The sequence below is a fragment of the Mesorhizobium sp. CNPSo 4671 genome (genome assembly GCF_057784245.1).
The window spans coordinates 380,326-406,980 of record NZ_JBWLUW010000011.1 but is presented as its reverse complement, the minus strand read 5'-3'; the positions used below and the strand labels follow the sequence as shown (position 1 = coordinate 406,980).

General features: G+C 60.4%; 17 protein-coding genes and 2 pseudogenes. 4 read left to right on the top strand and 15 right to left on the bottom strand.

Annotation, left to right across the window (positions count from 1 at the left end):
- A pseudogene (locus AC04SF_RS28395) lies at positions 1-462 on the bottom strand (glutamine--fructose-6-phosphate transaminase (isomerizing)); the annotation flags it as partial.
- Positions 463-1,098: 636 nt separating this feature from the next.
- Here AC04SF_RS28395 and AC04SF_RS28390 point away from each other — a divergent pair.
- Positions 1,099-2,574 carry a coiled-coil domain-containing protein gene (locus AC04SF_RS28390; protein ID WP_488480461.1) on the top strand — a complete coding sequence of 492 codons (1,476 nt, stop codon included), beginning with the start codon at positions 1,099-1,101 and terminating at the stop codon, positions 2,572-2,574.
- A 43-nt stretch (positions 2,575-2,617) separates the two neighbouring features.
- On the opposite strand, the gene AC04SF_RS28385 is transcribed toward AC04SF_RS28390, so the two are convergent.
- The 9 genes from AC04SF_RS28385 to AC04SF_RS28345 form a co-directional block, all read right to left on the bottom strand.
- Positions 2,618-3,961 carry an HlyD family type I secretion periplasmic adaptor subunit gene (locus AC04SF_RS28385; RefSeq protein ID WP_488480473.1) on the bottom strand — a complete coding sequence of 448 codons (1,344 nt, stop codon included), beginning with the start codon at positions 3,959-3,961 and terminating at the stop codon, positions 2,618-2,620.
- Between the two features lie 26 nt (positions 3,962-3,987).
- On the bottom strand, positions 3,988-5,700 hold the full coding sequence (locus tag AC04SF_RS28380) for a type I secretion system permease/ATPase (protein WP_488480460.1): 1,713 nt from the start codon (positions 5,698-5,700) through the stop codon (positions 3,988-3,990).
- Between the two features lie 394 nt (positions 5,701-6,094).
- The gene (locus tag AC04SF_RS28375) at positions 6,095-7,012 is read right to left on the bottom strand and encodes a class I SAM-dependent methyltransferase (RefSeq protein ID WP_488480459.1); all 918 of its coding nucleotides are present in this window, start codon (positions 7,010-7,012) and stop codon (positions 6,095-6,097) included.
- A gap of 86 nt (positions 7,013-7,098) precedes the next feature.
- The gene (locus AC04SF_RS28370; RefSeq protein WP_488480458.1) at positions 7,099-8,358 is read right to left on the bottom strand and encodes a polysaccharide biosynthesis/export family protein; all 1,260 of its coding nucleotides are present in this window, start codon (positions 8,356-8,358) and stop codon (positions 7,099-7,101) included.
- Complete coding sequence (locus AC04SF_RS28365; RefSeq protein WP_488480457.1) at positions 8,345-9,622, bottom strand: hypothetical protein; 1,278 nt, start codon at positions 9,620-9,622, stop codon at positions 8,345-8,347. Before AC04SF_RS28365 ends, AC04SF_RS28370 begins: the two co-directional genes overlap by 14 nt.
- Positions 9,619-10,623 (bottom strand): NAD-dependent epimerase/dehydratase family protein, encoded by a 1,005-nt coding sequence (locus tag AC04SF_RS28360; protein ID WP_488480456.1) that lies wholly within the window; start codon positions 10,621-10,623, stop codon positions 9,619-9,621. The genes AC04SF_RS28365 and AC04SF_RS28360 overlap by 4 nt, the downstream gene beginning before the upstream one ends.
- A 45-nt stretch (positions 10,624-10,668) precedes the next feature.
- Positions 10,669-11,343 (bottom strand): sugar transferase, encoded by a 675-nt coding sequence (locus tag AC04SF_RS28355; RefSeq protein ID WP_488480455.1) that lies wholly within the window; start codon positions 11,341-11,343, stop codon positions 10,669-10,671.
- A complete protein-coding gene (locus AC04SF_RS28350) occupies positions 11,340-12,476 on the bottom strand; it encodes a DegT/DnrJ/EryC1/StrS family aminotransferase (protein ID WP_488480454.1) in 1,137 nt (378 codons plus the stop codon). Before AC04SF_RS28350 ends, AC04SF_RS28355 begins: the two co-directional genes overlap by 4 nt.
- Before the next feature lie 51 nt (positions 12,477-12,527).
- Positions 12,528-13,250 (bottom strand): nucleotidyltransferase family protein, encoded by a 723-nt coding sequence (locus AC04SF_RS28345; RefSeq protein WP_096449679.1) that lies wholly within the window; start codon positions 13,248-13,250, stop codon positions 12,528-12,530.
- A gap of 603 nt (positions 13,251-13,853) precedes the next feature.
- Between AC04SF_RS28345 and AC04SF_RS28340 the strand changes: the two genes are divergently transcribed.
- Positions 13,854-14,531 (top strand): LuxR C-terminal-related transcriptional regulator, encoded by a 678-nt coding sequence (locus AC04SF_RS28340; RefSeq protein WP_488480453.1) that lies wholly within the window; start codon positions 13,854-13,856, stop codon positions 14,529-14,531.
- Positions 14,532-14,659: 128 nt separating this feature from the next.
- Here the strand turns inward: AC04SF_RS28340 and AC04SF_RS28335 are convergent, their stop codons facing one another.
- Complete coding sequence (locus tag AC04SF_RS28335) at positions 14,660-16,402, bottom strand: sensor histidine kinase (protein ID WP_488480452.1); 1,743 nt, start codon at positions 16,400-16,402, stop codon at positions 14,660-14,662.
- Positions 16,403-16,530: 128 nt separating this feature from the next.
- On the opposite strand from AC04SF_RS28335, the gene AC04SF_RS28330 reads away from it, so the two are divergent.
- Positions 16,531-17,367, top strand: a complete 837-nt coding sequence (locus tag AC04SF_RS28330) for a helix-turn-helix transcriptional regulator (protein WP_488480451.1) — start codon at positions 16,531-16,533, stop codon at positions 17,365-17,367.
- Positions 17,368-17,620: 253 nt separating this feature from the next.
- Positions 17,621-18,681 (top strand): annotated as a pseudogene (locus AC04SF_RS28325) (NAD-dependent epimerase/dehydratase family protein).
- Between the two features lie 62 nt (positions 18,682-18,743).
- Here AC04SF_RS28325 and AC04SF_RS28320 read toward each other — a convergent pair.
- The 4 genes from AC04SF_RS28320 to asnB form a co-directional block, all read right to left on the bottom strand.
- Positions 18,744-19,946 (bottom strand): acyltransferase family protein, encoded by a 1,203-nt coding sequence (locus AC04SF_RS28320; protein ID WP_488480450.1) that lies wholly within the window; start codon positions 19,944-19,946, stop codon positions 18,744-18,746.
- 262 nt (positions 19,947-20,208) lie between these two features.
- Positions 20,209-22,377 carry an oligosaccharide flippase family protein gene (locus AC04SF_RS28315; protein WP_488480449.1) on the bottom strand — a complete coding sequence of 723 codons (2,169 nt, stop codon included), beginning with the start codon at positions 22,375-22,377 and terminating at the stop codon, positions 20,209-20,211.
- Between the two features lie 76 nt (positions 22,378-22,453).
- Positions 22,454-24,607, bottom strand: coding sequence for a GumC family protein (locus AC04SF_RS28310; protein WP_488480448.1), 2,154 nt, complete (start codon positions 24,605-24,607; stop codon positions 22,454-22,456).
- Positions 24,608-24,656: 49 nt separating this feature from the next.
- Complete coding sequence (gene asnB / locus AC04SF_RS28305; RefSeq protein WP_488480447.1) at positions 24,657-26,654, bottom strand: asparagine synthase (glutamine-hydrolyzing); 1,998 nt, start codon at positions 26,652-26,654, stop codon at positions 24,657-24,659.
- Position 26,655: the final 1 nt, after the last annotated feature.

The window sequence follows — 26,655 nt, the reverse complement described above, 5'->3', positions numbered from 1 at the left end:
GCCTTCCAGCCGCTTCAGCGCCTGGTGCGCGGCCTCGACCGGCTTCAGCCCCCTGGCCAACTCGCGCGCCACCAGATGCGCCACGACCTCGGTGTCGGTCTGCGAGGAGAAGGAATAGCCGTCGCGGACCAGTTCGTCGCGCAGCTCGGCAAAATTCTCGATGATGCCGTTGTGGACGATGGCGACGCCGTCGGAAAAATGCGGATGTGCATTGGTCTCGTTGGGCACGCCATGGGTGGCCCAGCGCGTGTGGCCGATGCCGATCGTGCCATCGAGCGGCTCGTCCTTGAGCCGGCGCTCGAGATTGATCAACTTGCCTTCGGCGCGGCGGCGGGCAAGCTCACCACGCTCGATGGTGGCGACGCCGGCCGAGTCATAGCCGCGATATTCGAGCCGCTTCAGCGCATCGACGATGAGAGGCGCAACCTGCGAATGGCCGACGATCCCAACGATGCCGCACATGGCTTTGCCCCTCGACCTGCAGAATTCCGGTCCTTGTCGCCGGAGAAGCCACGATATCCCTCCTCGACTACGGGCTGATCGTTCATTTGAAGGAGCCTACGGCCTTATTCGCGACCAGAAACCGCCGTGCTTGCGAAGTGGTCCAAGAGGGCGCGGTCCGGGGGCAGAGTTTGCCTCACTAGCCGCGTGAAGCCGCCCGACGAACAGTTCGTTCGAATGATGCGCTTGCGTCGGCCCAGGCGCATGTTGGGTCAGCCGGCAAACCAAAACACACCCAACAGCCGGTTAGGCCCGGCCGCCTGATGCCCCCCTACAAGAGGCTGTCGGGCCGCTTGATCTGTCCGGGGCTTACACGCGAAAGCGCTCTTGACTGCCTCGCGTGCCGGCAAGCGAGCGGCGCTGGTGTCCACGCAACAAAAGACGTCAAGATGAACACGAGAGGGACCATCCGACGCAAAGCCATCCTGGCATAGGCCACAAAGGTGGGTGGAGGTGATTGGCGACCGCCAAACCGACGACTCGTTGCCGTCAAAAGCACTGAATCGCTGGCACCCGGCATCGTTTGATTGCACGAAGACGCTGAACTGATCTCTCGATACAAATGGAAGCTCAATCCGCGCCATGCTGGGTCCAGGCATGCGCAAGGGGGTGCAGGGCATGAAGTTCAGGGATCTGATCAAACGTGCCGACAACAGTGTGGAGAAGTCATTCGAGGACCTCGAAGCTGACTTGGCTGATGCCGTTGACGAGTGCCTCGGTTTGGATGACCTGTCAGCGTCGGCAATGGACGATGGCGCGGGCGAGCCGCCCATGCCAGACGACAACAGCGAACAGGACGACAGCGCGCAAACCGAGGATAATGCTAGCACCGACGATGCCGCCACTCCGGAACCCGTGCGACGGCTGACCTCTCATACGCAGAGCCGCATGGCTGCCTTGAGTTCCTTTGACGGGCTGTTTCGCGATGCGAAGCTGCATTTCGAGGAGATCAACGCGAAACTGTCCGAGATCGCAAGCACACATCAACTGACCTTCGAATTCTTTCACATCCTTCACGCCGACATTCTCCGCGCCAACGAACTGGAGCTGGCCAATCTAAACCTGACCGCGGAGCAAAGGAGCCTGTCGGACAAGCTCAATGATCTGAACCGAAGGCAGCATGAGCGTGAAAGCATGGTGGAAGCTTTGCAGCAGCGCGAGGCAAGCCTGGTTCAGGACGGCGAGGCGCTTCGTGGCGCATTGGCTGCGGCAAGGCTGGAGCTCGTGGAGGCCGCGAACACCAACGCAAAGAACGAAGCGGAATTCGGAGACCTCACAAACACGCTTGCCGCCGCGACCGTCGAGGCCGACAGACGCGCGCGCGAAAACAAACAGCTGCGTGAAAAGAATGTCAGCCTGTCGATCGACCTGGAAAAGGCGCTGAAGCGCGAGGACGAGGCGCGGCACAGGCTGGACGCATTCTCCTCGATCCATGCCACCGAAGCTGCGAAAAATTCCGAAATACTGGGTGCGCTCGGCAAGAGCGAAAAGGAAGCGACACGGCTCCACCACGCACTCGAGGTCACCCAGGCGAAACTGTCGGAGGTCACAGAAACCGCAAAGATCATGGAGGCGGACAAGGATGCCGAGCTCGAACGCTGCCGAGCCGAGATTCGGGGATTGCGTTCCGAAGTTCAGAGCCTCAACTCGCGACTGGAGCTCGCATCGAAGGCAAATAACGAGGCCTCGGCCGAGATCGACAGGCTCAGGCTCCAATGGAGCGACGCCGTGGCGGAAAAGCAGGTGGCGGATGAGAGGTTGGCTGCCCTCACCAAGGAAGCCGAAACCGACAAGCTGAACCTTTCGAAGATAACCGCCAATTTTTCACAGCTGTCGCTGCAGCAGGCATCCGATCAAATACAACTCGATATCAGACGGCAGGAATGCGAGGACCTACGGGCCGAAATTGCATCGGTCAACGCCCGGATCAGAGATTTGCTGCCCTATGAGAGGCTCCATAGCACCACGAACGCCGTGCCGCATAAGAACGATATGGCCAAGATTCCGGTGACGGCGGAGCGAACGGTGCGTACCGCTCGCCGCGTTCGTCGGAGGGCGCTCAGCGCGTCGTAGGAGCTAATCGCATTTTGCGGCTCGCTTCCAACAGTTCGCCATGTCATTGGCGGAAGGCCCTGGACATCTGATCCGTGAGAGGCTTCAGCAGATAAGACCAGACGCTGCGTTCGTCGGTGCTTATGTGGACCTCTGCCGGCATACCTGGTTTGAGCACCTTGGCATCGGTCAGGCAGGCTGCCTTGTTCTCGACATTGATACGCGCCGAGAAATACGAAAGCTGTTTTTGCTGATCCTTGATCAGATCCGCCGAGATGCGCTTGACCGATCCCTCGCAAGCCGGCGTGGTGCCGGCATCGAAAGCCGGAAACCGGATCGACACGTGCTGACCTGGACGAACGTCGTCTATGCGCGATGGGGGAATCAGCGCGTCGACGACGAGGTTGTCGGCGTCGGGGACAATCATCATGATCACTTCCCCAGGAGCGATCACGCCACCGATCGTGTGGATGGAGGATTCCTGCACCGTTCCCGATTGCGGAGCGCGGATGTTGGTTTTGGTCAATTCGTCTTGCGCGACGACCTTGCGCTCGCTGAGTTCGGTCTGCTTGGCTTCCGTTTCACGAAGCTCGCTCGTTACTTCACTGCGCCTTTGTTCATCAAGCTGAAGAATCTGCAATTCGGTCTCGCTGATCCGGGCCTGTGCCTCAGCGACCGCCGCCGCGAGGCGTCCTGATTCTCCGTGCGCCCGGGTGGCATCCAATCTGATGTTGCTCAGTCTCTCCTTGGACACCAACTTCTTTGTATAAAGCGCCTGGACATCGGTAAGATCTCCGTCCAGCAGGACCACGGACTGGTCTTCCGCGGCCTGCTGCGCCTTGAGGCCATCGATCTGGCGTTCGAGTTGCCTTGAACGGCTTTGCAACTGTGCCTTCTGCCCCGTCAACGCCGTTGCGCGGCTTTCGAACAGGGTACGCTCCCCGTTCACCAGTGCAGCCAATTCCGGGTCGCCCATCCGTGTTTGAAGGCTGGACGGAAGCTGCATTTCCGGCAGCCCCTGTCGCTCGGCCTCCAGCCTCGCAAGCCGGACGGTTGCGCGATCAAGATCCTCACTGATTATTTGCAGGTTGGCCCGCGTCAGCGTGTCGTCCAGCCTGGCCACCACATCGCCGGCCCGCACATGGTCCCCATCTTGCGCGAAGATGCCGCCGATCGTGCCGCCGGTCAGGTGCTGCACTTTCTTGATGTTGCTTTCGACCACAACGGTGGCAGGCGCAATCACCGCGCCGGCGATCTTGGTCAAGCCGAGCCAAAGTCCGCCGCCGGCAATCAACATGACGGTGACCGCCGCGCCCAGGATCAGGTTGGCCCTGATACCATCCCGTGCATCGGCCGAATTCGCCTCGACCCCTCGGCTCCCATCGTCGATCGGAGCAAATAAACCCATCGTCGCGTCAGACACGAAACAGCACCTCACGCATGACCGCTCACCCCTTTATGCATCGGGACAACCGCCGCCGGCCGTTCAGCAGGCGAAGGGAAAGGCCGGATAACGTTAGCCAGGACCTCTTCGCGGGAGCCAAAGGAGTGAAGCGTCCCATTCGCCATGACGAGCACCTTGTCGATATTGGTGAGGGCAGAAGGACGGTGAGCAACAACGATGACGATGCCCCCACGTCGGCGCACGCCCAGGATCGCGCCGGCCAGGGCGGTATCGCCATCGACATCCAGGTTTGAATTCGGCTCGTCGAGCACGACAAGAAACGGGTCGCCATAAAGTGCCCTGGCAAGCCCGACGAGTTGCCGCTGTCCGGCCGACAGGGCTGCCCCTCCCTCGCCGACGCGTGTTTGAAATCCATTCGGCAATCGCATGATCATCTTGTCGACACCCGCGGCCCTGGCGGCTGCCAGAACGCCCTTGGCATCGCCCTTGCCGCCAAATCGCGAAATGTTATCGGCAACCGTTCCATCAAACAGTTCGACGTCTTGCGGCAGGTAACCGATATGAGCGCCAAGCTGCTCATGGCCCCATTGGTCGAGCGAGGCTTCGTCCAGCCTGACCGTTCCGCGAAGCGGCTGCCACACGCCCACCAGCGCGCGCACAAGCGTCGTTTTGCCGGAACCGCTTGGCCCGACAATGGCCATGCCCGTTCCTCCAGACAGGCTGAAGCTGACATTGGCTACGGTCGGTTTTTGCTGGCCTGGCGGAGCTATTGTCAGCTCCTCGACTGCAAGCATCGCCTGCGGGCGCGGCAATTCCATGAGTTCGCCTTGGCTACCAAAGGCGGTCAGCGCCGCTGCCAGTTGGGAATAGCTCTGACGGAACGCCACGAAGCCTCGCCAGTTGGCCATCGCCGCGTCAACCGGGGCCAGCGAGCGGCCCAGCAATATGGAGGATGCTATGATCACACCTGGGGACGCTTCTCCTCCGATCACGAGATAGGCGCCCAGTCCCAGAACGCAGGACTGCAGGGCCATCCGCAGCGCCCTCGAGAGGGCACCGGTGGCGCCGACAATGTCGGAAAGCCGCTCCTGGTGCGAGAGATATGCCTGATTGATCTCGCTCCAGCGGCGGGCAAGCCGCCCGGAAAGGCCCATCGCGCGCACAACCTCCGCATTGCGGCGGCCGGAATCGGCAAGATTGCGTTGCGAAACCATTGTCTCGGACGCGCGCGCCGCGGATGAGCGACCAAGGACTTCGGCGATCACCGTGAGCAGCACGACAACAATCGCACCGCTCGTTGCCAAGAGACCAAGCGCTGGATGCAGGAAGTAAATGATCAGCAGATAAAACGGTATCCACGGTGCGTCGAAGATGACGGTCGGCCCCAATCCTGAAAGGAAACCGCGCAACTGGTCGAGATCACGAAGCGGATGTATCCGGTTCGCATCCTGGCCGCCGATGAGCGGTAAGGACAGTGAGAGGCCGAAGACCCTTTGCTGCAGCTTCTTATGGAGACGATTGCCGATTCGAACCAGGAGGCGAAGCCGCACGAAATCCAGCAACCCGTAGACCGCGTAAAGGCCCAGCATTCCGATCGTAAATCCGACAAGCGTCGGAACGCTCTGTGAAGGCAGAACGCGGTCGTAGACTTGCAGCATATAGACGGAGCCGGTCAAAGCGAGAATGTTTATGACCGCCGAGAACACACCAACGCCTACCAGCGCGGGCACAGCGTCAAGCATGGCGCCACGTAGATCGGGCGAGCGTATCCCACCGGAACTCATGGCTTGCGACCTTCGACAAGAAGTCGTCGGGTCGGCCGATCGGCTCCGCCAGCCTTGGATAAATTTTGGGTCTTCAGGAGCGTATCCCTCTTTGCCTTCTAATATTACGCCCCACTAACGTATGTGGCCTTCCGTCCAAATGTAGCGAAATCGTGGCGCCAGCCCGAGAAACCCGGAACTGATGCATTAAATCAGGGGAAAACTGTCGTTTTGAGATGTGCTGGAAGGCTGTGGGGGCGCGTTCGAGGCAATGAGAGCGACACCGCGCCCTGCTTTTCGGGGGCGAGTCGCCCCTCAGACAAACCGCTCCCCGGCCGTCTTCAGGGAGCCATTTGAATGTGCGATCTCTCTTTTAGCGCTTCTTCGCAACAACCAGGAAATGCTGCGCCAGTCGTCCAGGAATGCGAAGAGTTCTGGACACCTTCTCGAAGGGCTCGATCAACGCTCCACAGACACCTGGCAACAGGTTCCCCGGCCGCGGCAGATAGCCGTAAGGTATCATCTTCTCGACACGGAAGCCCGACGCGGTCAGGAGCTCCTCGAACGTCGTTGTGCTCAGCGTGTGGCGAATTGTGCGTCCAGACAACCGATTGAGCAGCCGGCAAACCAGGCCGATGGGTGAAGTCGCATTCATGTGAACATTGCACACGAGTCGCCCGCCGTCTTTCAGATGCTCATTTATTGCCTTCAGCGCGTCCGACTTCAGTTGATCCTCTGCGTTCAGGAAGAAGCGAAATGCCGTTACGACGTCGAAGGTCTCGCCGAGAGGCTCCCTCGTCATATCGATGTGACGCAGTCTCACATTGGGCGGAACTTGCGCGCAGTCGAGCATGGGTCTGGAAATGTCGGCGCCCACCACCTCGCCGAAGAGCCGGGCTGCCACGTTGGCGATGCGACCTGTTCCGCATGCGAAATCAAGGCACTTTCGGCCGGCTCCGCCCATTGGGCGCAGAACGTCCAGGATCAGCGGCTTTTCGATTTTCTCCCAAAGCGCGCCATAATAGCCGGACTCATGTGTTTTGTTGTAATGCGCGCCGTAGCCTGGCGCGCAATGGCTGGCCCTGTAGTCGTTCGACACTCGGTCGCCTTGCGGATGGACCTGCTGGCTGGATGTCAGCTCCTGCCAAACCCTGGACTTACCGGTCTGAGGCCTGGCCCGCGGAATCCGCGCTGCTGAAGGCGTATCGTAAGCATAATTTGCCGACTGAGCCATTTGAGCCGAGTTCGTCGACGGCGCCGGCTTCACCCCTTGCTTGGAATTGAGCCTCACCAGTATCTCCCGTTACATTGCGTTCGACTGCCCAATCGAACAGTGAGCTCCCCAAGCCCATTTTATCGGACTGCGACCGAGGCGGCCTATTGGATCGCCGCGCTTTGCAGATCACTGTTGAACCGGGCTTCGACGGTATCCCCCGGCATCACAACCGTATCCTCGTCAGCCGAGAGCTTGCGCCACTCATCGCCTATCTTGCGGACGATCGTGACCTGAGCCTGGATCGTCTCGCCGGCAATCGGCAATGGCTGGGTGGATGCACCGGTCGGTTGCAGCTTCTCGCTGACGGCGTGGAGCCTGGCGGTGACATCCGCCAGCCGCGCGTTGGTGTCCTTTAGATCCGTCAGCAAGCCAATCTTCCTCTGATTGTCATTGCGTTCGTGCTGCCTGACATAATCCTCCTGCTGGCGCCGCGCTCTCATGAGTTCGACCGAGGTTTGCAGCGCACCGCTTGAAGACAGAAGCAAGGCGCGCCGGACATCCGCAAGCCGGTTGTTGGTCAGATTGCCTGCCTCAAACGCCTTGGTCACCCGCGCCAGATCTTCCTCATCCGCCTTCACGCTCTCGGCCTCGACTTGTTCACGCTTCTGCAGAACCTCGATCTGATCGGCCGCGTCCTTCTCGCCCTTCTCGAGAAAAGCCTGCTCCTGCTGGAAATCGCTCAGCGCAATCTTGAGCGCGTCCGCTTCAGACTGGGCGATCGCGGCGCCGACGCTGGGCGACAGAGGTGACCCTTGTGGTGTCTGCTTGTCGAAATCCGCCTGGTCCTGAAGTTCGGCGCGGATACGGGCGGCGTGAAAATAGTCTTTGGTGTAATCCCCCCAAAGTGTCTCGTAGTCGCGCCTGAGATCAACCGGATCGGGGCCTGTCTGGCCTGCCCGTGACCGCAAAAGGCTAAAGCCGCCGGAGACGGCAAGCGCCTGCCGCACGGTCATGAGCGGACGATAGGCCTGTTGTCCCGGGGTAAGCACGTCGCCCATCACATAGATCGGACGATACTCCGCGATGATGGCGGTCACGTCGTCCGGCTTGACGACAACCATCTGCTCGCGTCCATCGGGCAAACGCACATGAAATATCTTGGTCGGCAAAAGCGTTTGCATGCGCGTCTGCAATTGAGACGCCGTCAGGCCTGCGACCATGATCATCCCGACTTCGGGAAGGGCGATATTGCCATCCATCTGGACCACCGCGCGCTGCGTTCTGTCCGGGATCGGCGCTATCCCTATCTCGACGGTATCGCCAGGTGACAGTTGATAGGGCTCGGCGCCGCCTGCGATGGCCATCGATGTCAGGGACATCACGGCAACCGCGGCAAGAACAGTTCGTTTAGTGAAGGCCATTTGCGACAATCTCCTTCTGGTTCGGCGCCGGCTCCGAAGGCCATTCAACACGGGTAACGAAATCGTATACCGGGCCACCGGGCACACCCCAATTGCTCGACCAGACCACTTGTGAGCCATCAGGAGACGGCGAGGCATGCGTCTCGCTCCAGTAGTCGAAGTGCACGTTTTGCGTGTCCACGATGCGGCGGACCTCTCCGCTGCCGTCCATGCGCAGCGCAATGACCTGCTGCGCGTAAGGCGCCCAATCCGGGTGCTGCGATATTTCGTCTGGCGTGCCGCCATAGCTCAGAAACACCCAGCCCGGCCTGTCCAGGGATCTGAGCGACGCATGCATGGCCTCGCCATATTTCATCAGCAAGGTGACCTTGCCATCGGCCAATCGGCGCTTGATCACCTGATATTTGTCGGGATCCGATTTGCTGATCCCGACAGAGATTTCGCTGCCGTCGGCATCGACCGTCATGTCGCCGTGACCGGGCCGGTGGTGCTCCATCCACTTCTGGCGCAAGACGCCGTCGATGGAAAAGACGAAGGTCGGTTCATGGTCGTCCGACAAGGCCTGTGAGCACACAATGTTGATCCCGAGCGGGGAGATGGAGCAGGAGCCGGTGGTTCCTGGAAGCTGGCCAAGATCGATATCCGGGAATTTCTGCCGCTCCTTCAGGTCGTAGCCGAAGACCACCGCTTTGCCGTCATTGCGCGTCGCACGCACCGCAATGCGGTTGCCGTCGCGGCTCGGATTGCCTTTGTTGGGTCCGAACTGAAGCTTGCTGTAGGCTGCCGAAGTGAACACGATGTCCTCGTGATCGGTGCGTGGCGCCCAGGTTGAAATCTGCCGGCCGCCAACGCAGATCATCAGCTCGGGATCCCTGGGATGCCATTCGCATTCAGTCGAGCGGTTGCGGTGGAACAATGGAACGTAGGTGCGCCCGTCGAGAAAGCACATGCCACCGCAACCGTTGACGATCAGGAGAAGGCTCTGGTCAGCATTCCAAGCCTGTGCACTCGAGTAACGGTGCGTGCAGTATTTCTTCCCGCAGACACCCGCCAGGCCGAGAATTCCGGGTTCGGTGATCCGCACGAGAATCATGCCGGACCATGGATCCGTCGTTTCGCGCAGATAGCCCGGCAGGTTTTTTGCGGCCTGTGCGGGCGATGGTTGCGATGCGCTGCTTTCGCGACCGCCGGCCATGTAGATATTCAGGAACATGGCGCCGGCAATCAGCAACAGCGCCAACATATGCCGGCGGAGCAGGGTCATGTCATATAACCCACTTCGCGCCGCACCCGGCCTTCACTAAAGCGCGCGCGCCACCATGCGATCGTTCGCTCCAGCCCGTCGCGCAGGCTGGTCTGCGCCCGCCATCCAGTCTCGCCTTCAAAGAGCGAGGAATCGGCGAGCAAGGCGCGAACTTCCGAATTTTGCGGGCGCAAACGGCTTTCGTCGCGATGGATCGGTTTTTTGGAACCGCTCAATTCGAGAACAAGGTCCAATACGTCGGAGATGGTCACGGCGCGTTGGCTGCCAGCATTGTACGCGTGGCCGAATTCAAGCCCGGCCATGCCCGCAGTCAGGAACGCTGTCGCGGTGTCTTCCACAAAGGTCAGGTCGCGGATCGGACTTGTATCGCCGACCATGATCGACGGGCAATTCGGGTCGAGGGCCTGCCGGATGATGGTCGGCACGATGGCGCGCTCACTCTGCCGCGGACCATAGGTGTTGAAGGGCCGCATGATGACCACAGGCACATCGAACGATCTGGCGTAGGACTCCGCCATCATGTCGGCGCCGATCTTGGATGCCGAATACGGCGACTGTCCCTGCAGCGGATGCGTTTCGCGGATGGGCATGGTCTGGGCCGTTCCATAGACCTCGCTTGTGGAGGTATGCACCACGCGCTCCGTCTCCCATTGACGCGCCGCTTCGAGAACGTTCACCGTGCCCAGGATGTTGGTTTCCACATAGGACTGCGCAGCCGCGTAGGAATATGGAATCGCAATGAGCGCGGCCAGGTGAAACACAACGGCCTGGCCGCGCACGATCCGGTTCAGGAACGCGCTGTCGCGGACGTCACCGCGAACAAGCTTCAACTGGCTCCGGATCTTGTCTGGCAAATCGTCCAGCCATCCATGGCTGTCGAAAGAATTGTAGAGCGCCAGAGCCGTGACATCCGCGCCATTGCGGACGAGCGCTTCAGTGAGATGCGAACCGATAAATCCATCCGCGCCTGTCACCAGAACTTTCTTGCCATTGTAGCTCATGACTGCGCATTCCCTCGGCTGACTGGTGCGCTTTCCTTTTAGGGTTCATACGTCGATCGGCTGTGATGGAGCCCAGCCGACAACCGCCAGGGCACCGCGCGCCATCCACACGATGTCGGAGACGATGGTGCGCTGCGGATAATAGGAGAGGTCGAGTCTGGCTTTGGCGGGGAACATAACCTCTCGGTAAAACAGGATCGGATCCGCGGATCGGGGGAAGAAATGCGCCTCGTGCCGGAAGAGAACCTGGCTTGGCCCCAGCAGGCCGGGTTTGTATTGCAGGACGGCCTCGAGGCCGCCCCGGAAACAATCGGCGAAAGCCATGCTCTCAGGTCGCGGCCCGACGATCGCCATCTCGCCTTTGAGGACGTTCCACAGCTGCGGCAGTTCGTCGAACTTCGTTGCTGCCAGGAACCGGCCCACCGTCGTCATGCGGCTGTCGCCCACGACGGTCAGCGCGAGGCCTTGGGAACCGCAGTTCACACCGAACTTGCGAAATTTGTACATGCGGAAGGGGCGGCCACCAGTGCCCATACGGGTCTGTGCGAACAAGATCGAGCCTCCGCCTTCGAGCAGAAGCGCTCCGGCGATCAGCAGCATCAATGGTGCGAATAGGACGGCCGCGACGCCCGCGACCGCGAGATCGATCGAACGTCTCGCCAGGCCGTGTGCGGGCCTTGAGACGAAGCGCCGATGCAGGGAAAGGTCTAATGCATTCATGCGGCAGTTCCTGTTTGGGCGCCGCCGTTGAGCGCGGCTGCGAGTGCAGACACAACCGCCTCGGCGACAGGTGAAGTGATCTGGGGGTGCAATGGAATTGTCAGCTCCCGCTGTGCAAAGTCCTCTGTACGCGGCAAGGTGATGCCGGGATAACGTTCGCGATAGAACGTCATCTGGTGCACCGGCGGATAATGAATCGTTGTCTGTATCCCCTGCGTCCGCAGTTCGTCGATAACGTCCTGCCGCCTCGCATAGCGCGGCAGGAGGACCGGCATGATGTGGTAAGCCGACGTCCGGGGTTCGCTGAATGGAATGGTCACGGCCGGGCAATGTTCTGCGATGAGGCGCCGGTAGAGGACGGCCAGGATGCGCCTGATTTCGTTCCACTCTTGCAGGTTCTGCAGCTGAACCAGCCCAATCGCCGCCCGCATCTCGTCCATGCGGTAGTTGAAGCCGAGCATCGTGACATCATATTGCGGGCTACGACTGTTCAGCCGCTGATGTGTTCCGGTGGTCATCCCGTGCCCACGGGCCTGGCGAACCCTGTCGAGCAGATCGGGGTCGCGGGCGATCACCGCGCCCCCTTCCGCCGTTGTCATGTTCTTGTTGCCATAGAAGCTGAAGGCAGCCGCGGTGCCGAACGTCCCCACTTCCCTGAGGCCGGGCGCATGCGCGGCATCCTCGATGATGTGCAGTCCTCTAAGCCGGGCGAACCGCTGCCATTGTTCCCGATTGGCGAGATAGCCCGCGAAGTGAACGAGAATGACCGCCTTGGTGCGTGGCGTGCACCGTGCCTCGGCTTCCGCAAGCGACATCAACGGCACGTCGACCGACTCGATATCGACAAAGATCGGGGTAGCCCCGACATAGAGCACCGCATTCGCGGTTGCCACGAACGTCAATGACGGAACCAGCACTTCGTCACCAGGGCCGATTCCCAGTGCGTGCAGGATGAGATGGAGTGCCGCGGTGCAGGAACCAACCGCAACGCAATCCTGCGCGCCATGTACGTTGGCAAAGGCCAGTTCGAACTCTCGTACCCTGTCCCCCATGGTAAGCCAGCCGCTGTCAATCACCTTGGACAGGGCTACCTTCTCGGGCACGCCTAGGATCGGGGCGCTCACCAAGAGCATCTTGACCTCCTGAACTTCCTGGTTGCGGGGTCGGCCTCTACATCCGGATTTTCACGCGGCTGCGGCTGCGACCTCGATCGAAGTCGACTGTTCTTCCCAGGCAATCGCCTGCGCATTCTGGAAATCATCGACGCGACCGATGTCGAGCCAGAGACCGTCATGCTTGTACACGTGCACGGTCGTGCCGCCCTGCATCATCTGCAGCATCAGGTCGTCGAACCCAAAGGGGATGCCGGAAGGAATGAACCGCAGGACATCCGGGTTCATGCAGTAAATCCCCATGCTGACGAGATGGGAAAGCGTCGGCTTTTCCCGAAAGAGCTGAACGGCATTGTCGATCTCGTCGATGACGCCGAAGTCCATCTTGATATGGCGGCAGGCCGTGGCGATCGTCACCGGATCCTTGTGCATGCGGTGCGCGGCCACGAACCGGCTGAGGCTTAGATCGGTAAGAACATCGCCGTTAAGCACGACAAATGTTTCGTTCAGTTCATCCCTGATCAGAGAGAGAGGCCCGATGGTGCCCAATGGCTCCATTTCCTGGGTGTATCTGATCTTCAGATTCCATTGCGATCCGTCGCCGCAGACGCTGCGGATCAAGTGCCCGAGATACCCGGTCGTGATATAGACCTCTTCGATGCCGTTGCGGCGCAGCCACTTCAGAAGCAACTCAAGAACGGGCCGGGCCCCTATCGGCATCAAGGGTTTCGGCAGGACTGACGTGAAGGGCCGAAGGCGCGTACCCATCCCACCACATTGAATCACCGCTTTCATCCGATCCTCCCGAGTTTATTCAGCCCGAACATCATCGTTGCGAATGGAGTGCTCGCAGGGTCGCCCACGAGCCAATCCGAACACCTCATCATGAATGGTATGATCACTCTGAATGGGTGTCGTCGTGCATTCGAATGGCAACGATCCCAAGCGTTTCCGGTATTGAATAGCCGCAGGATCAAGGACAGACCCAAGCGCTTTGGACCTGACCATGAGACCAATGAAGAAGCCGACTGAGTCTTGCGATCAAAAAAGCAGTGATCCGCCAAGTGCCGGGACCGACCCGCGCGCGTCCAGTGAAGGCTGGTGCGGCATCAAAACGCTGTGCCGCAAACTGGTTCCGGACATTGGAAATCGGCACTCGACATCGCTCGGCAGGCAGGCACGAAAAGCCAGCGTAAAAAAAAATAACGACAGCTTCTCGCAAATTAGTATTATATTAGCCATACGTGATGTGCGCGAATGGGGATGCTGCGGACATCACGATGATGGAATGACCAGTGGTTGGCCACGACTTCAGGGATCACCACGACCATCACAGAGGAATGGGAGGTTCCAGCGGGTTTTCTCGTGGGGAACCGGGTAACGCGTTGGGGTAGTTCAATGTATCGGATCGTCATCGCCGACGATCACGGCTTGTATCGCCGCGGCCTCCGGCTGGCACTTACGGCTGGAATTCCAGGCGCCGAAATATTCGAGGCCGCGTGTTTCGATGCTGTGGTCAATCTTCTGGAGGAGCAGGCATCCATCGATCTTGCGATCCTAGACCTGAACATGCCTGGGCTGTTTGATCAGCAAGTGCTCAGCGAGGTTCTCTCCGCCTATCCTGACACACGCTTTGCCATCGTTTCCGGGGACGATTCCCGCTCGGAGATCCTGACCGCTCTTTCGATCGGGCTCCATGGTTACATCGTCAAATCGCAGAAAGACGAAGAAGTCGTGCTGGCGGTAAATGAGATCCTCTCGGGTCGGATCTACGTACCGGCTCTCTTGTCTCGAACGTCTGGGGACCAGAGATCGTATGCCGCCCTGCCCTCGGCGAAAAATCCAATCCGTCGACGCGTGGGCTCAAGCGATCTCGGCAGGCTGACATCGAGGCAGAAGGACGTCCTCAAGCTGATGGCGGAAGGGTATTCGAACAAGGAGATCGCCCGCAATCTGGATATTGCCGAAGCGACAACCAAAATCCATGCCGCTGCCATTCTGCGCGAGCTCGGGGTACGAAACCGGACTGAAGCAGCCGTTTTGCTGCAAACCTGGCAGTCGAGAAATGTGAGCTGATTTATGCCACCCGAAGCGGGTAGCGGTTTGGACCGGCATGCTGAGGGTAGACCTGCGAGACCGGCGCGTTTTGGATCCTGCTATGGATGCTGGTTTCCCAATCCCAGATCGCATTGCGGCGACATGCGCTATAGTTCAATTTCCTTCCGCGATAACCGCAACGAGTATCGCAGTCCGTGCTCCGATATTTCCAGTTTCGGGGAATGACCGACAAGCGGTGTACCATCCACGCCGATTATCATGGATCCGAAACCGTGGCGCACGACCTTTGAATTCTTCCGCCGTCCCGATTCCACCCAATCGAACACGAGATCGCCTCCTGCGCCGTCGGATGCGAATTGCCACTTAACTTCGACCTTGCCTTGTGAGTCACCCAGTGCACCGTGTTTCACGGAGTTTGTCGTCAGCTCGTGAAGGATCATCGCAAAGCTCTCGGCGGCGCCAGCTGGCACTGTGAGGGAGGGGCCGTCGATCGTTATGTCCCGCGTCTCCTTGAAGGGTTGCAACTCCTGGGCCACGAGATCGTGGAGCATCCCCGACAGGCTGGTATGACGAGACAGGAGCAGATGCGTCGCTTCCAGCGTTCTGATCCGGTCGACCAGCATCTCCTTGTATTTGGCAACGTCGTTCTCGGGAACATTGATCATCTTTACCAGGGCCGTGATCACCGGGAACAAATTGCTGAACCGATGGCGGTCTTCGAGCATGATGCGCTCGCGCTTCTTTACGGCAGCGCGAAGAAGCGTGGTTTGTCGACGCTCGGTCAGATCGGCAGCGATCCCGATGCGGATTGCGCGGTCGCCGCGTTCTTCCTGCCGTCCGCGCAGAGCAACCCAGCGTACGTGCCCATCCATCCGCCTGACACGAATCTCGATGTCGTAGTTCACCGCCGACGAGGGTTTTGCCGAGGCAGCCAATTTCGGCCAGTCGGCTGGATGGATGACGGCCGAGAGTTCTTCCAAGCGGCGGACGGGCATCGGCGGCAGGCCGAGAATGTCCCAGAACTTGCCGGAGCCCTCGACCGTCCCCTCCTTGAGATCTATTCGCCACGTACCCAGGCGTCCGGCAGACAGAGCGAGATCAAGCCATTCCTTCTGAGCACGGAGGGCCTCGCGTGCGGCGCGTCGCTCGGAAATATCGTCGATCACCACGAACACGCTCTCGGTCGATGCCTCGTCAGGCCGCGATGACGACAGGGACAGACGAGCCCAGAATGCCTTGCCGTCCTTCCGCAGCAGGCGAATATCCGCAGCGGACGACGAGGCGCCGTTATCCAAATCCTTCAACACCCCCCGCACGGCATCTCGATCGTCGCCAAGAACGAGCCCTTCCAGCTTGAGCTGGGCAAGTTCCTCTCCTCCGTAGCCGGTCATCTCACAAAAGCGTCTGTTCGATTGCAGCAGTTCGCCACGTCGATTGGCATTTGCAAAACCCAGGGCGGCGCGCTCGAACGCCCAACGGTAACGACTCTCGGCGGCATCGATGGCAGCAAGCCTCGATTCTGCGACCTCAAGCGCCCCGCGCAGATCCTGTCGCAGGCGGTGGAACACAAATGCGATCAGGCCACCGGAGACCAGAAGGAAGATGGCGCTCGTCCAATCTTCAGCAGAGAGATGGGCGTTCAGAACGCGTCGCATCCACAAGCCGGCGGCCGCCATGAGAAACGTCGCGGCGATGGCAACCAGACGCCCTTCGAGATAAACGATAACAATAATTATGGGGATAAACGCAATAAACGTCACCCCCTCGCCGAGATATATCGTATTTATCGCTTCGAGTACTATCGCTGCTGCAAGGACCAATAGCGAAGCTACATGAGCCAACGGCGTGTTTGACACGTTCGATTTGAGCCAGCGCAGATACGAAGCCATGCGCCAGACTACAACCTTCTATCTAGTTCGTCGAGACTAGGCCGCGACAGGGCAGCCTAGTACCACTGCCGGATTGCTATGGCTTTGCCGGCGAATAGAATCAGGCTCGGTTGGGCTCATCAAAAGGCATGTTCAACGAACGCTGCGGAACAGACTTCCCGCGGATGTCTTCAGACGTGTCGAAATTCAAGCCAAAGGAGTGCATTCCCGTCGGTTGGCGGAATTCAAAGCAAGTAAATCGTGAAAATTTACTTGGGTCAGTAGCAACTAGGGTTGGGGTAGAAGCGATGACACTAATTGAGAGGCGCAACGAGGCGGTTGCGATCAGCCAATATATTGCTCTGAAAGATACTCGTCACGCACGTCCGATACATCTGCCGGATCGGCCGGACGCCAGAATTGGCGGACCGCAGCGACGCAGTTTGGAATCCATAACCGGCATGCTTGACCGCATCGGCTGCGGCTATCTTGTGCTGGACCGCGACAGGAAAGTGATCGAATGGAACGCTGCCGCTCAAGAGACGCTTGAGCGGCAGGGCGAAGCGGCCGACACAGCCATCGAGCTTTCCGCCGGGCTAAGGCGGCTGGTTGCGAATGTTCCGGTCCACTTCCAGCCGGGCTCACTCTCATGGGTGGTGATCCGCAGCAGGGGCGACAGGCCGGTGGTCCTGAATGAGACGGGCGTCGTCACACCTGACGGCACCAGCATCGTCGCATTGCTGGACCGGGAGAACACATCGTCGGCAAACCCTCAGACCTTGCAAAGGATGTTCGGTTTGACCAGTGCGGAAACGCAGCTGGCGTTGCGCCTGGCGCATGGCGATGCGCCCCTGGAGATCGCTCGCAGTTGGCATCTCAGCCGCACGACAATCCGTTCCCAGCTTGCCTCGCTGTTCGCCAAGACCGAGACAAGGCGTCAGGCGGAGTTGGTGGCTCTTCTGGGGCGCATTTCGGTCCTGCCATAAAATAGCAACCGCCGGGCGTCGGCAGCCGCCCGGACTCAGGCGATCGAGATCGGGCCAATGCAACGCGGCGGCATTCTGCGCGGCCGCGTTTGCGCAGATCGTAAAATTGGCGGCGCCATCTCCACGCTTTCGACGCGTTATCGAACGCGGTCAGCGCGGGATCTCGCTGCGGGGGTGACTTGCCATGGTCGAAGCGAATTCGACGGTCCACAAGCTGGTGGATACCGCCCGAGCGTGGTCGGATGGGGCTGTATTGAAACTTGCACGCGCGGGCCCGGTCGTCGTCACCGGCGCCGCCGGGTTCATCGGATTTCATGTTGCGTTGCGGCTCTTGCGACACGGCGCCGACGTTATCGGTGTCGACAATTTCACGCCCTACTACGACCTGAGGCTGAAGGAGGCGCGATTTGCACAGCTCTGCGCCGAACCGAGATTCACGCCCATGCGGATGGACCTGGCGGACCAGGCGCTGGTAAAAGCCCTCTTTTCGGACTTCCAGCCATCGCACTTCGTGCACCTCGCCGCTCAGGCCGGCGTGCGTTATTCGCTCGTCGACCCGCATGCCTATGTGCAGTCGAACATTGTCGCGTTTCTCAATATCCTGGAGGGCTGCCGGCACGCCGGCGTCAGCCATCTCGTCTATGCCTCGTCGAGTTCCGTTTACGGCGCCAATCGAAGCATCCCGTTCTCCGAGCACCATGGCGCCAGTCATCCGGTCAGCTTCTATGCCGCGACCAAAAGCGCAAACGAATGCATGGCGCATTCGTACAGCCACCTGTACGGCTTGCCTGTGACCGGATTGCGTTTCTTCACTGTCTATGGGCCTTGGGGCAGGCCCGACATGGCGGTCTATACGTTCACCCATGCCATCGCCGAGGGACGGACGATCAAAATCGCCAATGCCGGCCGCGTATGGCGAGATTTCACCTATATCGACGACATCGTGGAAGGGCTGGTTCGCGTGCTGGCCGTGCCGCCGCGGCCGAATCCGGACTGGGACAGCCGCGCGGCCGATCCCGCCACCAGTTCGGCGCCATATCGGATCTACAATATCGGCAACGACCGGCCCGAAGAGATCAACCGTCTGATCGCGACATCGAAACGGCCCTTGGCCGCCGCGCCCTACGTGTCAACGTGCCCTTGCCCCCAGGCGATGTCCTGGAGACCCGCGCCGACGTCAGCGACCTCCGCCGCGCTGTCGGCTTCGCACCGGCGACAGCACTCGAGGGCGGCGTGCAACGTTTTGTGGAACGGTACCGGGATTTCCATGCAAGGCCCGTCGGCCGAGAACGACAAGCGTTCGTTCAGGCATAGGGCGGAAACAGCGGGTGGGGGCCGGGCGGCAAGCACAACGCCGGCTCATACCCAACCCCCGATCAGTCTGTCTTGGGATACGCCGGCACCGGAAATGGGTGAAGCTGCTGTCGAGTGCTGGACCCGGCTCCCAGAAGCCGTCGGGCACGGCGAGTTAGAGGCTTCTCGAACAGGCGATAGGTGATGAGTGCCACACCAAAGGTGATCACCAGCGCCGACGCGATAAAGGCCCACGGGCCGAGTACCAAAATCAAGCCTGTTCGCCAGAAGAAGATGCGCGTGGCGCGGATCACGAATGGATGCAGCAGGTAGAGAGCATAGGAGGCGTCGCCGACGCCAGCGCCCCATCGCGCGGCCAGGCTTTCATGCCTCAGCTCGGCTGGCGCCAAGGCAGCACTCCAGACGATGAGAGATGCCGGGATGCCGTAAACCACGGGGCGGGAAAGGCCGATCGAGATATCGGGAAAGGCCGTCGCCAGCATCAGGGCGGCCAGTCCGGTTGCAGCGACGCAGGCCCTTATGAAACCGGAGGGCCGCAGACCCGAGGCGCACATGATCCCGATTGTCACGCCGAAAGCGAACTCAAGGATGATCGGATTGGTCCAGAACGCGAATGGCTCTCGCAAAGGCGCCGCGAGACGGCCTGCGAGCACCATCCCCACCAGGGCCGTGAGCAGGACGGTGACGGCCCAACGCATGGGCAGCAAGATCGCCGCCGTAAACAACACGTAGAAAAGCATCTCATAGTTGAGCGTCCAACCCAGCTCGTAGACAGGCTGAACGACTCCGTCGGGGCGAGCGGCCGGAATGAAGAAGTAGGATTCGATGACAAACCGGAAATTGATGTAGTCCTGGTTGAGAAATGAGGGAGCGAGCAACGCCACGGCAAGGTAGAGCGTGGTGACCGCCCAATAAAGCGGGACAATCCGGGCGAGCCGGCGGGAAAGGAAGAGACGCGCCCCACCCGTCTTGGCGAACAGCTGTCGCGACGTGTGCACCATGATCAGGCCGGAAATCACGAAGAAGATATCGACTCCAGCGCTCCAGGGTATCGGATTCCACGCCTGGAAGGTGCGGCCGGCTTCTAGTTCCAAGCTCGCCGCATCGTGCTGGGCGTGGCGCAACGCGACCGAGGTGGCCGCGAGGGCACGCAGAACCTGGACCTGTGTGAGGGTTTCGCGTTGGCCGGGCTCGACAGGCGTCGACCTTTCGGACCGCTGGCGCATCGAAGGCGTCGGGGCCGTCGCCAATGGTACTTGTTCCATGGATGCTCCGCAGCTTGCCACAACACCGTGAGGCACGTCCGAAGCTCATGCATCCTTCAAATGACGGACACAGCCCTCAATATATGGAGGCCCTGCCGGCGGAGCGCAGGAGTAGGAGGCGGGTGAACGTCGACGCTTCCGACGCACGCCTTCATCTCGGCGATGCCTGGGCCTACTTGCCGCAATGCCTATCAAGAATGCATCCGGCGCTCGTTCAAGTGCGGGGCCATCATGAGCACCGGCACCGACGCATGGAGTACCGTCATTTGCTCGCCCTCAAGAACCAATTCCATTGATGGGCATCGATCGCGCTCGGCCTGATCGATAGCAGAGCAAAAACCAAGCCTGGCATGATTTTCAGGCGCTTGCCGATATAGACAGCCATGGCAACGCTCCAGATGCTCAGGGCTAGCGCGACACCTACGGCAGCGCCAATCGGGCCGTAAATCGCGACGCCCGCTGCACAGGCTATGATATTGGCCACAGCACCGGCAATCATGGTCGTTGCGGCGGCCCATTCGTTTCCAGTCATGGTCAGGAGATTCTGCTGAGGCCCACACAGCGCGACAAACACGTATCCCAAGATGAGAACCCGCGCGATCGGCGCGCCCGCGGCGTAACCCTCACCGAAGAACCTCAAGAACGGCTCGGCGATCACCATCATTGGGATGGCGACAACGACGGCGCCGCCAGCAGAAAGCAAGGTAGCCCGCGCGAACAGCTGCTGAAGTCCGTTGCGATCGCCTCTGGCATACAAATCGGCAGCCGTTGGCGAAAACATAGTAGCAACGGCGATGCGGGAGAGCCCCACGAGCATTGCGATATTCAACGCCAAGGCGAAAATACCAGCTTCACGGATATGGTCTGTCCAGCCCAAAACCAGCACGCCTGCTCGGCTGACGAAAACATCGAGCCCGGTGATGAGCATGAGTGGGGGGACTGCAAACCACCACTCTCTCGATGCATAAGTGGGCTTAGCTTGCCGCAGGCCGGGTGGTTCAAACTTCCTGGCGGTGATGAACACCAGCCCAACCGTGAAGGCGGAACTTACCACCACGGCGAGGGTCACGGATGGCGCGTCCACCGTTCGCAATCCGGACGTGGCCAGCAGTGCCACCAGCACGAGCAGGAGCCCGTCTCGTACGATGCGCTCCGGCAACAGCGCAGAGACAACGCCACCGAACGCACGCACCAGCGTGGCTCCGAGAGCATAAGCGGTAATCAAGGGCACGGCCACCATACCGAGCATAATGCTTGTCTCAAGCCCACTTTGCTTGTGGTCTGAAAAAAGCAGCACGGAGGCAGCGCCGATCATTCCGAACAACGTCGCCGCAATCAGCGATCTTTGCAGGGCAAATCTTATCACCCCCCGCGCCAGATCAAGCCTGCCGTTGGCTCTGTAGGCAGGGACAAAACGCAACAATGATACGTTGAAGCCAAGCGTTGCCAGATAGGCGAGCACGGAGGTCCATGCCAGAACGTAGGAATAGATGCCGTAGTTGCGTGGCCCGATGAGGCGTGCAATTGCCAACTGCGCAAGACTGGTCAGCCCAGCGCCTCCAATATAGATCAACAGAGCGAAGATGCTCGCCCAGGCGAGTCGCGAACCCATGTCCTTGTTCCGCGGTGGCGCCGTTGCCGAAGCAGGAACGCCGATGGGAAGATTCGGGAACTCCCTTTGTTTTTCGGCGGCCGGCCTATCTGTGCGTAACAATGCGGAAATTATTTGCTTCTCGACATAACAAATACTTTTGAAGGTCGATTGACGGTCAACGTTGTCGACGGAAATGATTTCCCGACCCGAAGTCGTCAGGAGATCATTTATCGATTCAAAAACACCAATAGAGCGCATATTCACGCTCAAGTCGGCCTCGAAAATTCGTTCTGCCGGCGGCTCGCGCTCCATACGCTGTCGGAGCCGAGTCTCCACAATCGCGGCTGGCACCACCAGCCTGACGATGAGATCGGCCGGCGGCGCGAGGCTGAGCGCCTTTTCGAGCGCTCCGAGTTCGGTGCCCCCATTGAACATCGCCAGCGATCCAATCGCTTGAACGTACCCTTGATCGAATATGACAATTTCCGGCGATTGCTCCGCGGCATTCCAGCAACGCGAAAGGTGCAAGATATATCGCCAGATACGCGCACGCCAGATTCGTTTCTTTGGTGGCATCAACCTCACCAACGAGAACGAATTGGAAATTTCGTCCAGTCGGCCTGTCGAGGAAAGCAATATTCTTGCGGTCGAAAATATTGCCGACACGATTCTTGAGACGAACAGCAGGATTCCAAGATCGAAGCTCCCGGCCCTGGTGCTGGGTCTATAGCTGAGAGCGACCCTGGCGTTATAGCCTTTCCCGCGCAACTGCTTGGCGAGTGCATGCGCAAACGTTGTTTTGCCCGATCCAGGCGGTCCGAAAAATTCAATGATCATTATGGGTCAAGCCCGATTGCGGGAACGCACCTGGTCCCTTGCGGCATTGCTTGGAGAGCGGTGATGACGGTCCTCATCAAACCCTCGCCAGCAGGAGATCGGCGCTATCCCCGAGCTGATAGCCGGCATGCCTCTTGAGATTCACCTGGGTGAGCACACTCCCTACAGGAGCGGTGACGGGTCCGCCGGCCCGCAGCGACTCCAGAACACCACGGGCAATGCTGCGCCGCGTCCTGGACCAGCGAACGGCAAAAAGCACCGCATCGGCCCAGCGCTTTAGAAGTCTGGTTTCGGGGCCTCCAAGTCCCAGCGGCCCGTTCATGATGACGACGTCGTAGACCGAGAGCAGTTCATCAGTAAACTGCGATTTGTCGACAGTGGACAAAAGCGTCAGCAGATCATCCGAAGGTGCTGGAGCGGCCATCAGATCGATGCCGATTTCCGGCATTCTCGTGATTGCGTCCTTCAGAGTGCAGCGTTCACTTACATAGTCTCCAAAGGAATTGTGAGCCTTGATGGTGCCGAATTCGCCACGAAACTCGTTCGTGAGCCGTGCGTCCTTGCGGTCGAGGTCGAGGAAAAGCACCCTTCCTCCCAGTCGTGTTGCCGCCAGCGCCAGGCTCCATGCCAACTCCGTCTTGCCATCGTCCTGGATGCTGGACGTTACGAGGATGATATGCGGCGGCTGCCCCCTGCCTTGAGTTGGGGCCGCAGTGACGAGAAGGGATGTCGCGGCGCGACTGAACGGCGAGTTCTGCTGGCCCAGAACCAGATGCCGCAGCTGTCTGGCATGCAGTCCCGGAACCTTGGGAAGCAGTCCGATGCACGGGATCCCAAGCTCGGCTTCGGCTTCAGCCTCGCTGCGCAAGGTTTGATTGAACATGTTGCGGACCAGAACCAAGACCGCCCCCATCAGACCAAACACCATCATGCCGGGTGGAATCAGGAAAAACGGTGACAGGGTCTTGGAATTTGACGGCGGCCATGCCGTCGACAGGATCGCTACACCTGGCGAGGGAGCGGCGATGCGCCGTATCAAGTCCTGCTGCCGGCCAAGGAGCTCGTTGTAGTGTTGCGTCACGATGGCCACCTGCGGCTCAAGGGCCCGCAACCCGGAAAGCTGGCTCGCCGTGTCGGCCACGGCCGCGTCGAGCATCCCCTTGCGCTCCTCGAGAGCCGCCACCTGGGCGCGGTAGACGTTTGCCTCGGCCGCAATGCGCGCGATGCCCTGTTCCATTTCACGGGTGATCGCGTTGCCCAGATCGCCGTCCGCAGCGGCGCCCTGCTGGCGTGCCACCAGGTCCGTCAACACAGGCGATCCGATCGCTTCGGCGATGGCCGACACAGGGGCGCCCGCCTTTCGCAGGTCCTCAATATGGTGAAGGCGTGCTTCCGAGGCGGAAAGATTGGCTTTCGACAAGAAAATCTGTCGGCCGAGCTCCGCTGTCTCACCGGCTGCGTTGTTGGCCGCGCTTTGATCAACGGCACCATGTGTCAGCCGGTATGTCTCCAGCCGATCGGTCGCTTCGACCAGATCCTTTTGCACCTGCGGCAGGCTGGCGACCAGCGATTCCAGCTCGAACTGATCCGACGCACGGCGTTTCTCTACGAGATCTTCGATATAGACTTGAGCGAATGTGTTCGCGACAAGCGCGGCACGCGCCGGACTGGCATCGGTAAAGCCGATGGTGATGACGCGCGAGCGCAGCTCTTGTCCGACCCTCATTCCGTTCCGCAGGGTCTTCAGCGCGGCCGCGTCCGCTTCCGGACTTCCTGCCGCCGGCTTGCCCTGCGTCCAGACCCGGCTCAGCAGATCGCTCAAGAACGAGCCTGCGGCGGGCGGGACGGCACTGATGCCGCTTTTTGCGGCAAGGTCGGCCGCCCGCGGTTGGCGAAGAGCCGCCAGAACCCGACGCAGGTGGCCTTGCGACGAGAGCATCGTCAGATGGTCATCGATGCTCGACTCCAGCGAGTCTTGGGCGGATGCCGTGGCGCCCGAAGTACCGCCGCTCGGGGCGTCGATGATGACCTGCGTCGTCGCCTCGAACAGCACCGGGCGAGTAAAGCCCGCGAGGCCGGCCAGAATGCCGCCCAGAAGAGCGACGGCAAGCAAGAGCCATTTTCTCGTTGCCAAGGTGACGACGAGTTGATGGAGGGGAGACGGCGACTGCACGGGCTCGCGTGACGGCCGGCTCATACGCGGATTGGTGTCGAGCGTTGCGACAGTCATCTGCTTAGCGCGCGGGAGCCTGGCTCGGCTGGCTATGGAACCTTCCATCTCAATCCCCTGTGAGTTCGATATCGTAAGTAGGGCGCGTTGCCGGCGCTGATGGCCGCATGGCTTCGTTGCGCCACGCCTGGAACATCAGCAGCGGCCACAGGTCACGGAAATGATCCTGGTTTCCACGCAGATGATCGCGCCAGCATGCGTCGACCCTCGCACAGTCGATGACCCCGTCTCCGGACAGGTGTATCGTGGCGATGATATCCGTCGCCCAGTCGCGCAGGGGTCCCTTCAGCCAGGCCCCGACCGGAACGTCGAAACCTTGCTTGGGCCGATCAACCAGTGAGCGCGGTACATAACGATCAAGGAGCTGGCGAAGTATCCATTTGCCCTTGCCATTTCGGACCTTGGCACTGCTCGGCAGGCGCCAGGCGAATTCGACGACGCGATGGTCCAGGATCGGGCATCGTCCCTCGAGGCTGTTGGCCATGGTGGCGCGATCGAGCTTCACCAAGATGTCGCCGGGGAGATAGCCGGTCATGTCGTCAAACAGGAGACGCGATAGCAAGTCGTCGAGTTCTGCCGCGCAGGCATTCGATGCCGGTGGCTTGTGATGAAGAAGGTTGTTGGTCGAAGATTCCGTCAGCCGCTGAAGCAGTTGGTCCTCATTTGCCGCCGCGAACAGGCGGGCGAGCCGGTTCAACCGGTCACCGCGCAAACCGTGCCGCATATTCGCCGAAAGCGGCAGGCTGCCGAAGATGTCTTTCTGGGAGGCCTGAGCCAGCAATCCAGCCCCCGCCGCCAACATCCGACGAAATGACGATGGCAACTCATGCTGCCTTCTGAGGCGGGTTGCCAGGAAGTGCCGAGAATAGCCGGCGAAGCACTCGTCGCCGCCATCACCCGATAGAGCCACCGTTACGTGTTGCCGGGCGAGGCGCGACACAAGCAGCGTCGGTATCTGCGACTCATCGGCGAACGGCTCGTCCCAGATCCCCGGTAGTTCCGGAATGACTTCTAGCGCCGCGGTCGGTGAAAGGTGAAGTTCGGTGTGATCGGTGCCCAGATGCCGCGCAACCGCGGCCGCATGAGGAGCCTCATCGAACCCGCTCTCACCGAACGCTATGGTGAAGGTGCGAACGGGCTTTTGGGACTGTGCCTGCATCAGGGCGACGACCGTCGAGCTATCGATCCCACCCGACAGAAAGGCGCCAAGCGGGACATCGGCGATCATGCGTTCGTTGACGGCAAGGCGAAGCAGGCTGTCGAGCTCGGTCGTGAGGTCCTCGTCGCTGCCGGCAATCGGATCTCGCTGCGCCTTGCTGGCGACATCGGCCAGCGACCACCAGCGGCGAATGCGATGCGCAAGCGAGCCTGCACTGCGGGCACTGGCGAAATCCGCCGCTGTCACCGACAGGACTGAACCGGGCGGCAGCTTGAACACGCCCTGCCAGATGCAAAGGTCATCCGGCACCCATCCTTTCGAAAGCATCGTTGCCGCCGCATCGCCGTCCAGTTCCGGGTTGAAGCCCGGGAAGCACGTGATCGCCTTCAACTCCGAGGCGAAGACGAGCGCTTCACGTGTCGAGGCGACATAGAGCGGCTTCTTGCCCATTCGGTCGCGGGCGAGATGGAGGATCCGGCTCTTCAGATCCCACAGGCCGAAAGCGAACATGCCGGCGAAGCGCTGGAGTGCCGCGTCGAGGCCCCAGCTCTCGATCGCGCACAGCATGACTTCCGTGTCGCTGGTGCCGCGGAAATGGTGGCCCGCTCCTTCGAGTTCGCGACGCAGATCGCGAAAATTGTATATCTCGCCATTGAAGGTGATCACATACCGGCCGCTTGCGGAGTGCATAGGCTGGCGACCTGCCTCCGACAGGTCGACGATGGCCAGACGCCGGTGGCCGAAGGCGATCCCGGCTTCCCGGTTCATCCAGAACGCCTCGCCATCAGGCCCGCGATGACGAAGGGCCATCGCCATCGGCCTGATCGCCCTGAGCGCGTTCGTATCGGCCGCATCGGGCGCCAAGAGAATTCCGGCGATCCCGCACATT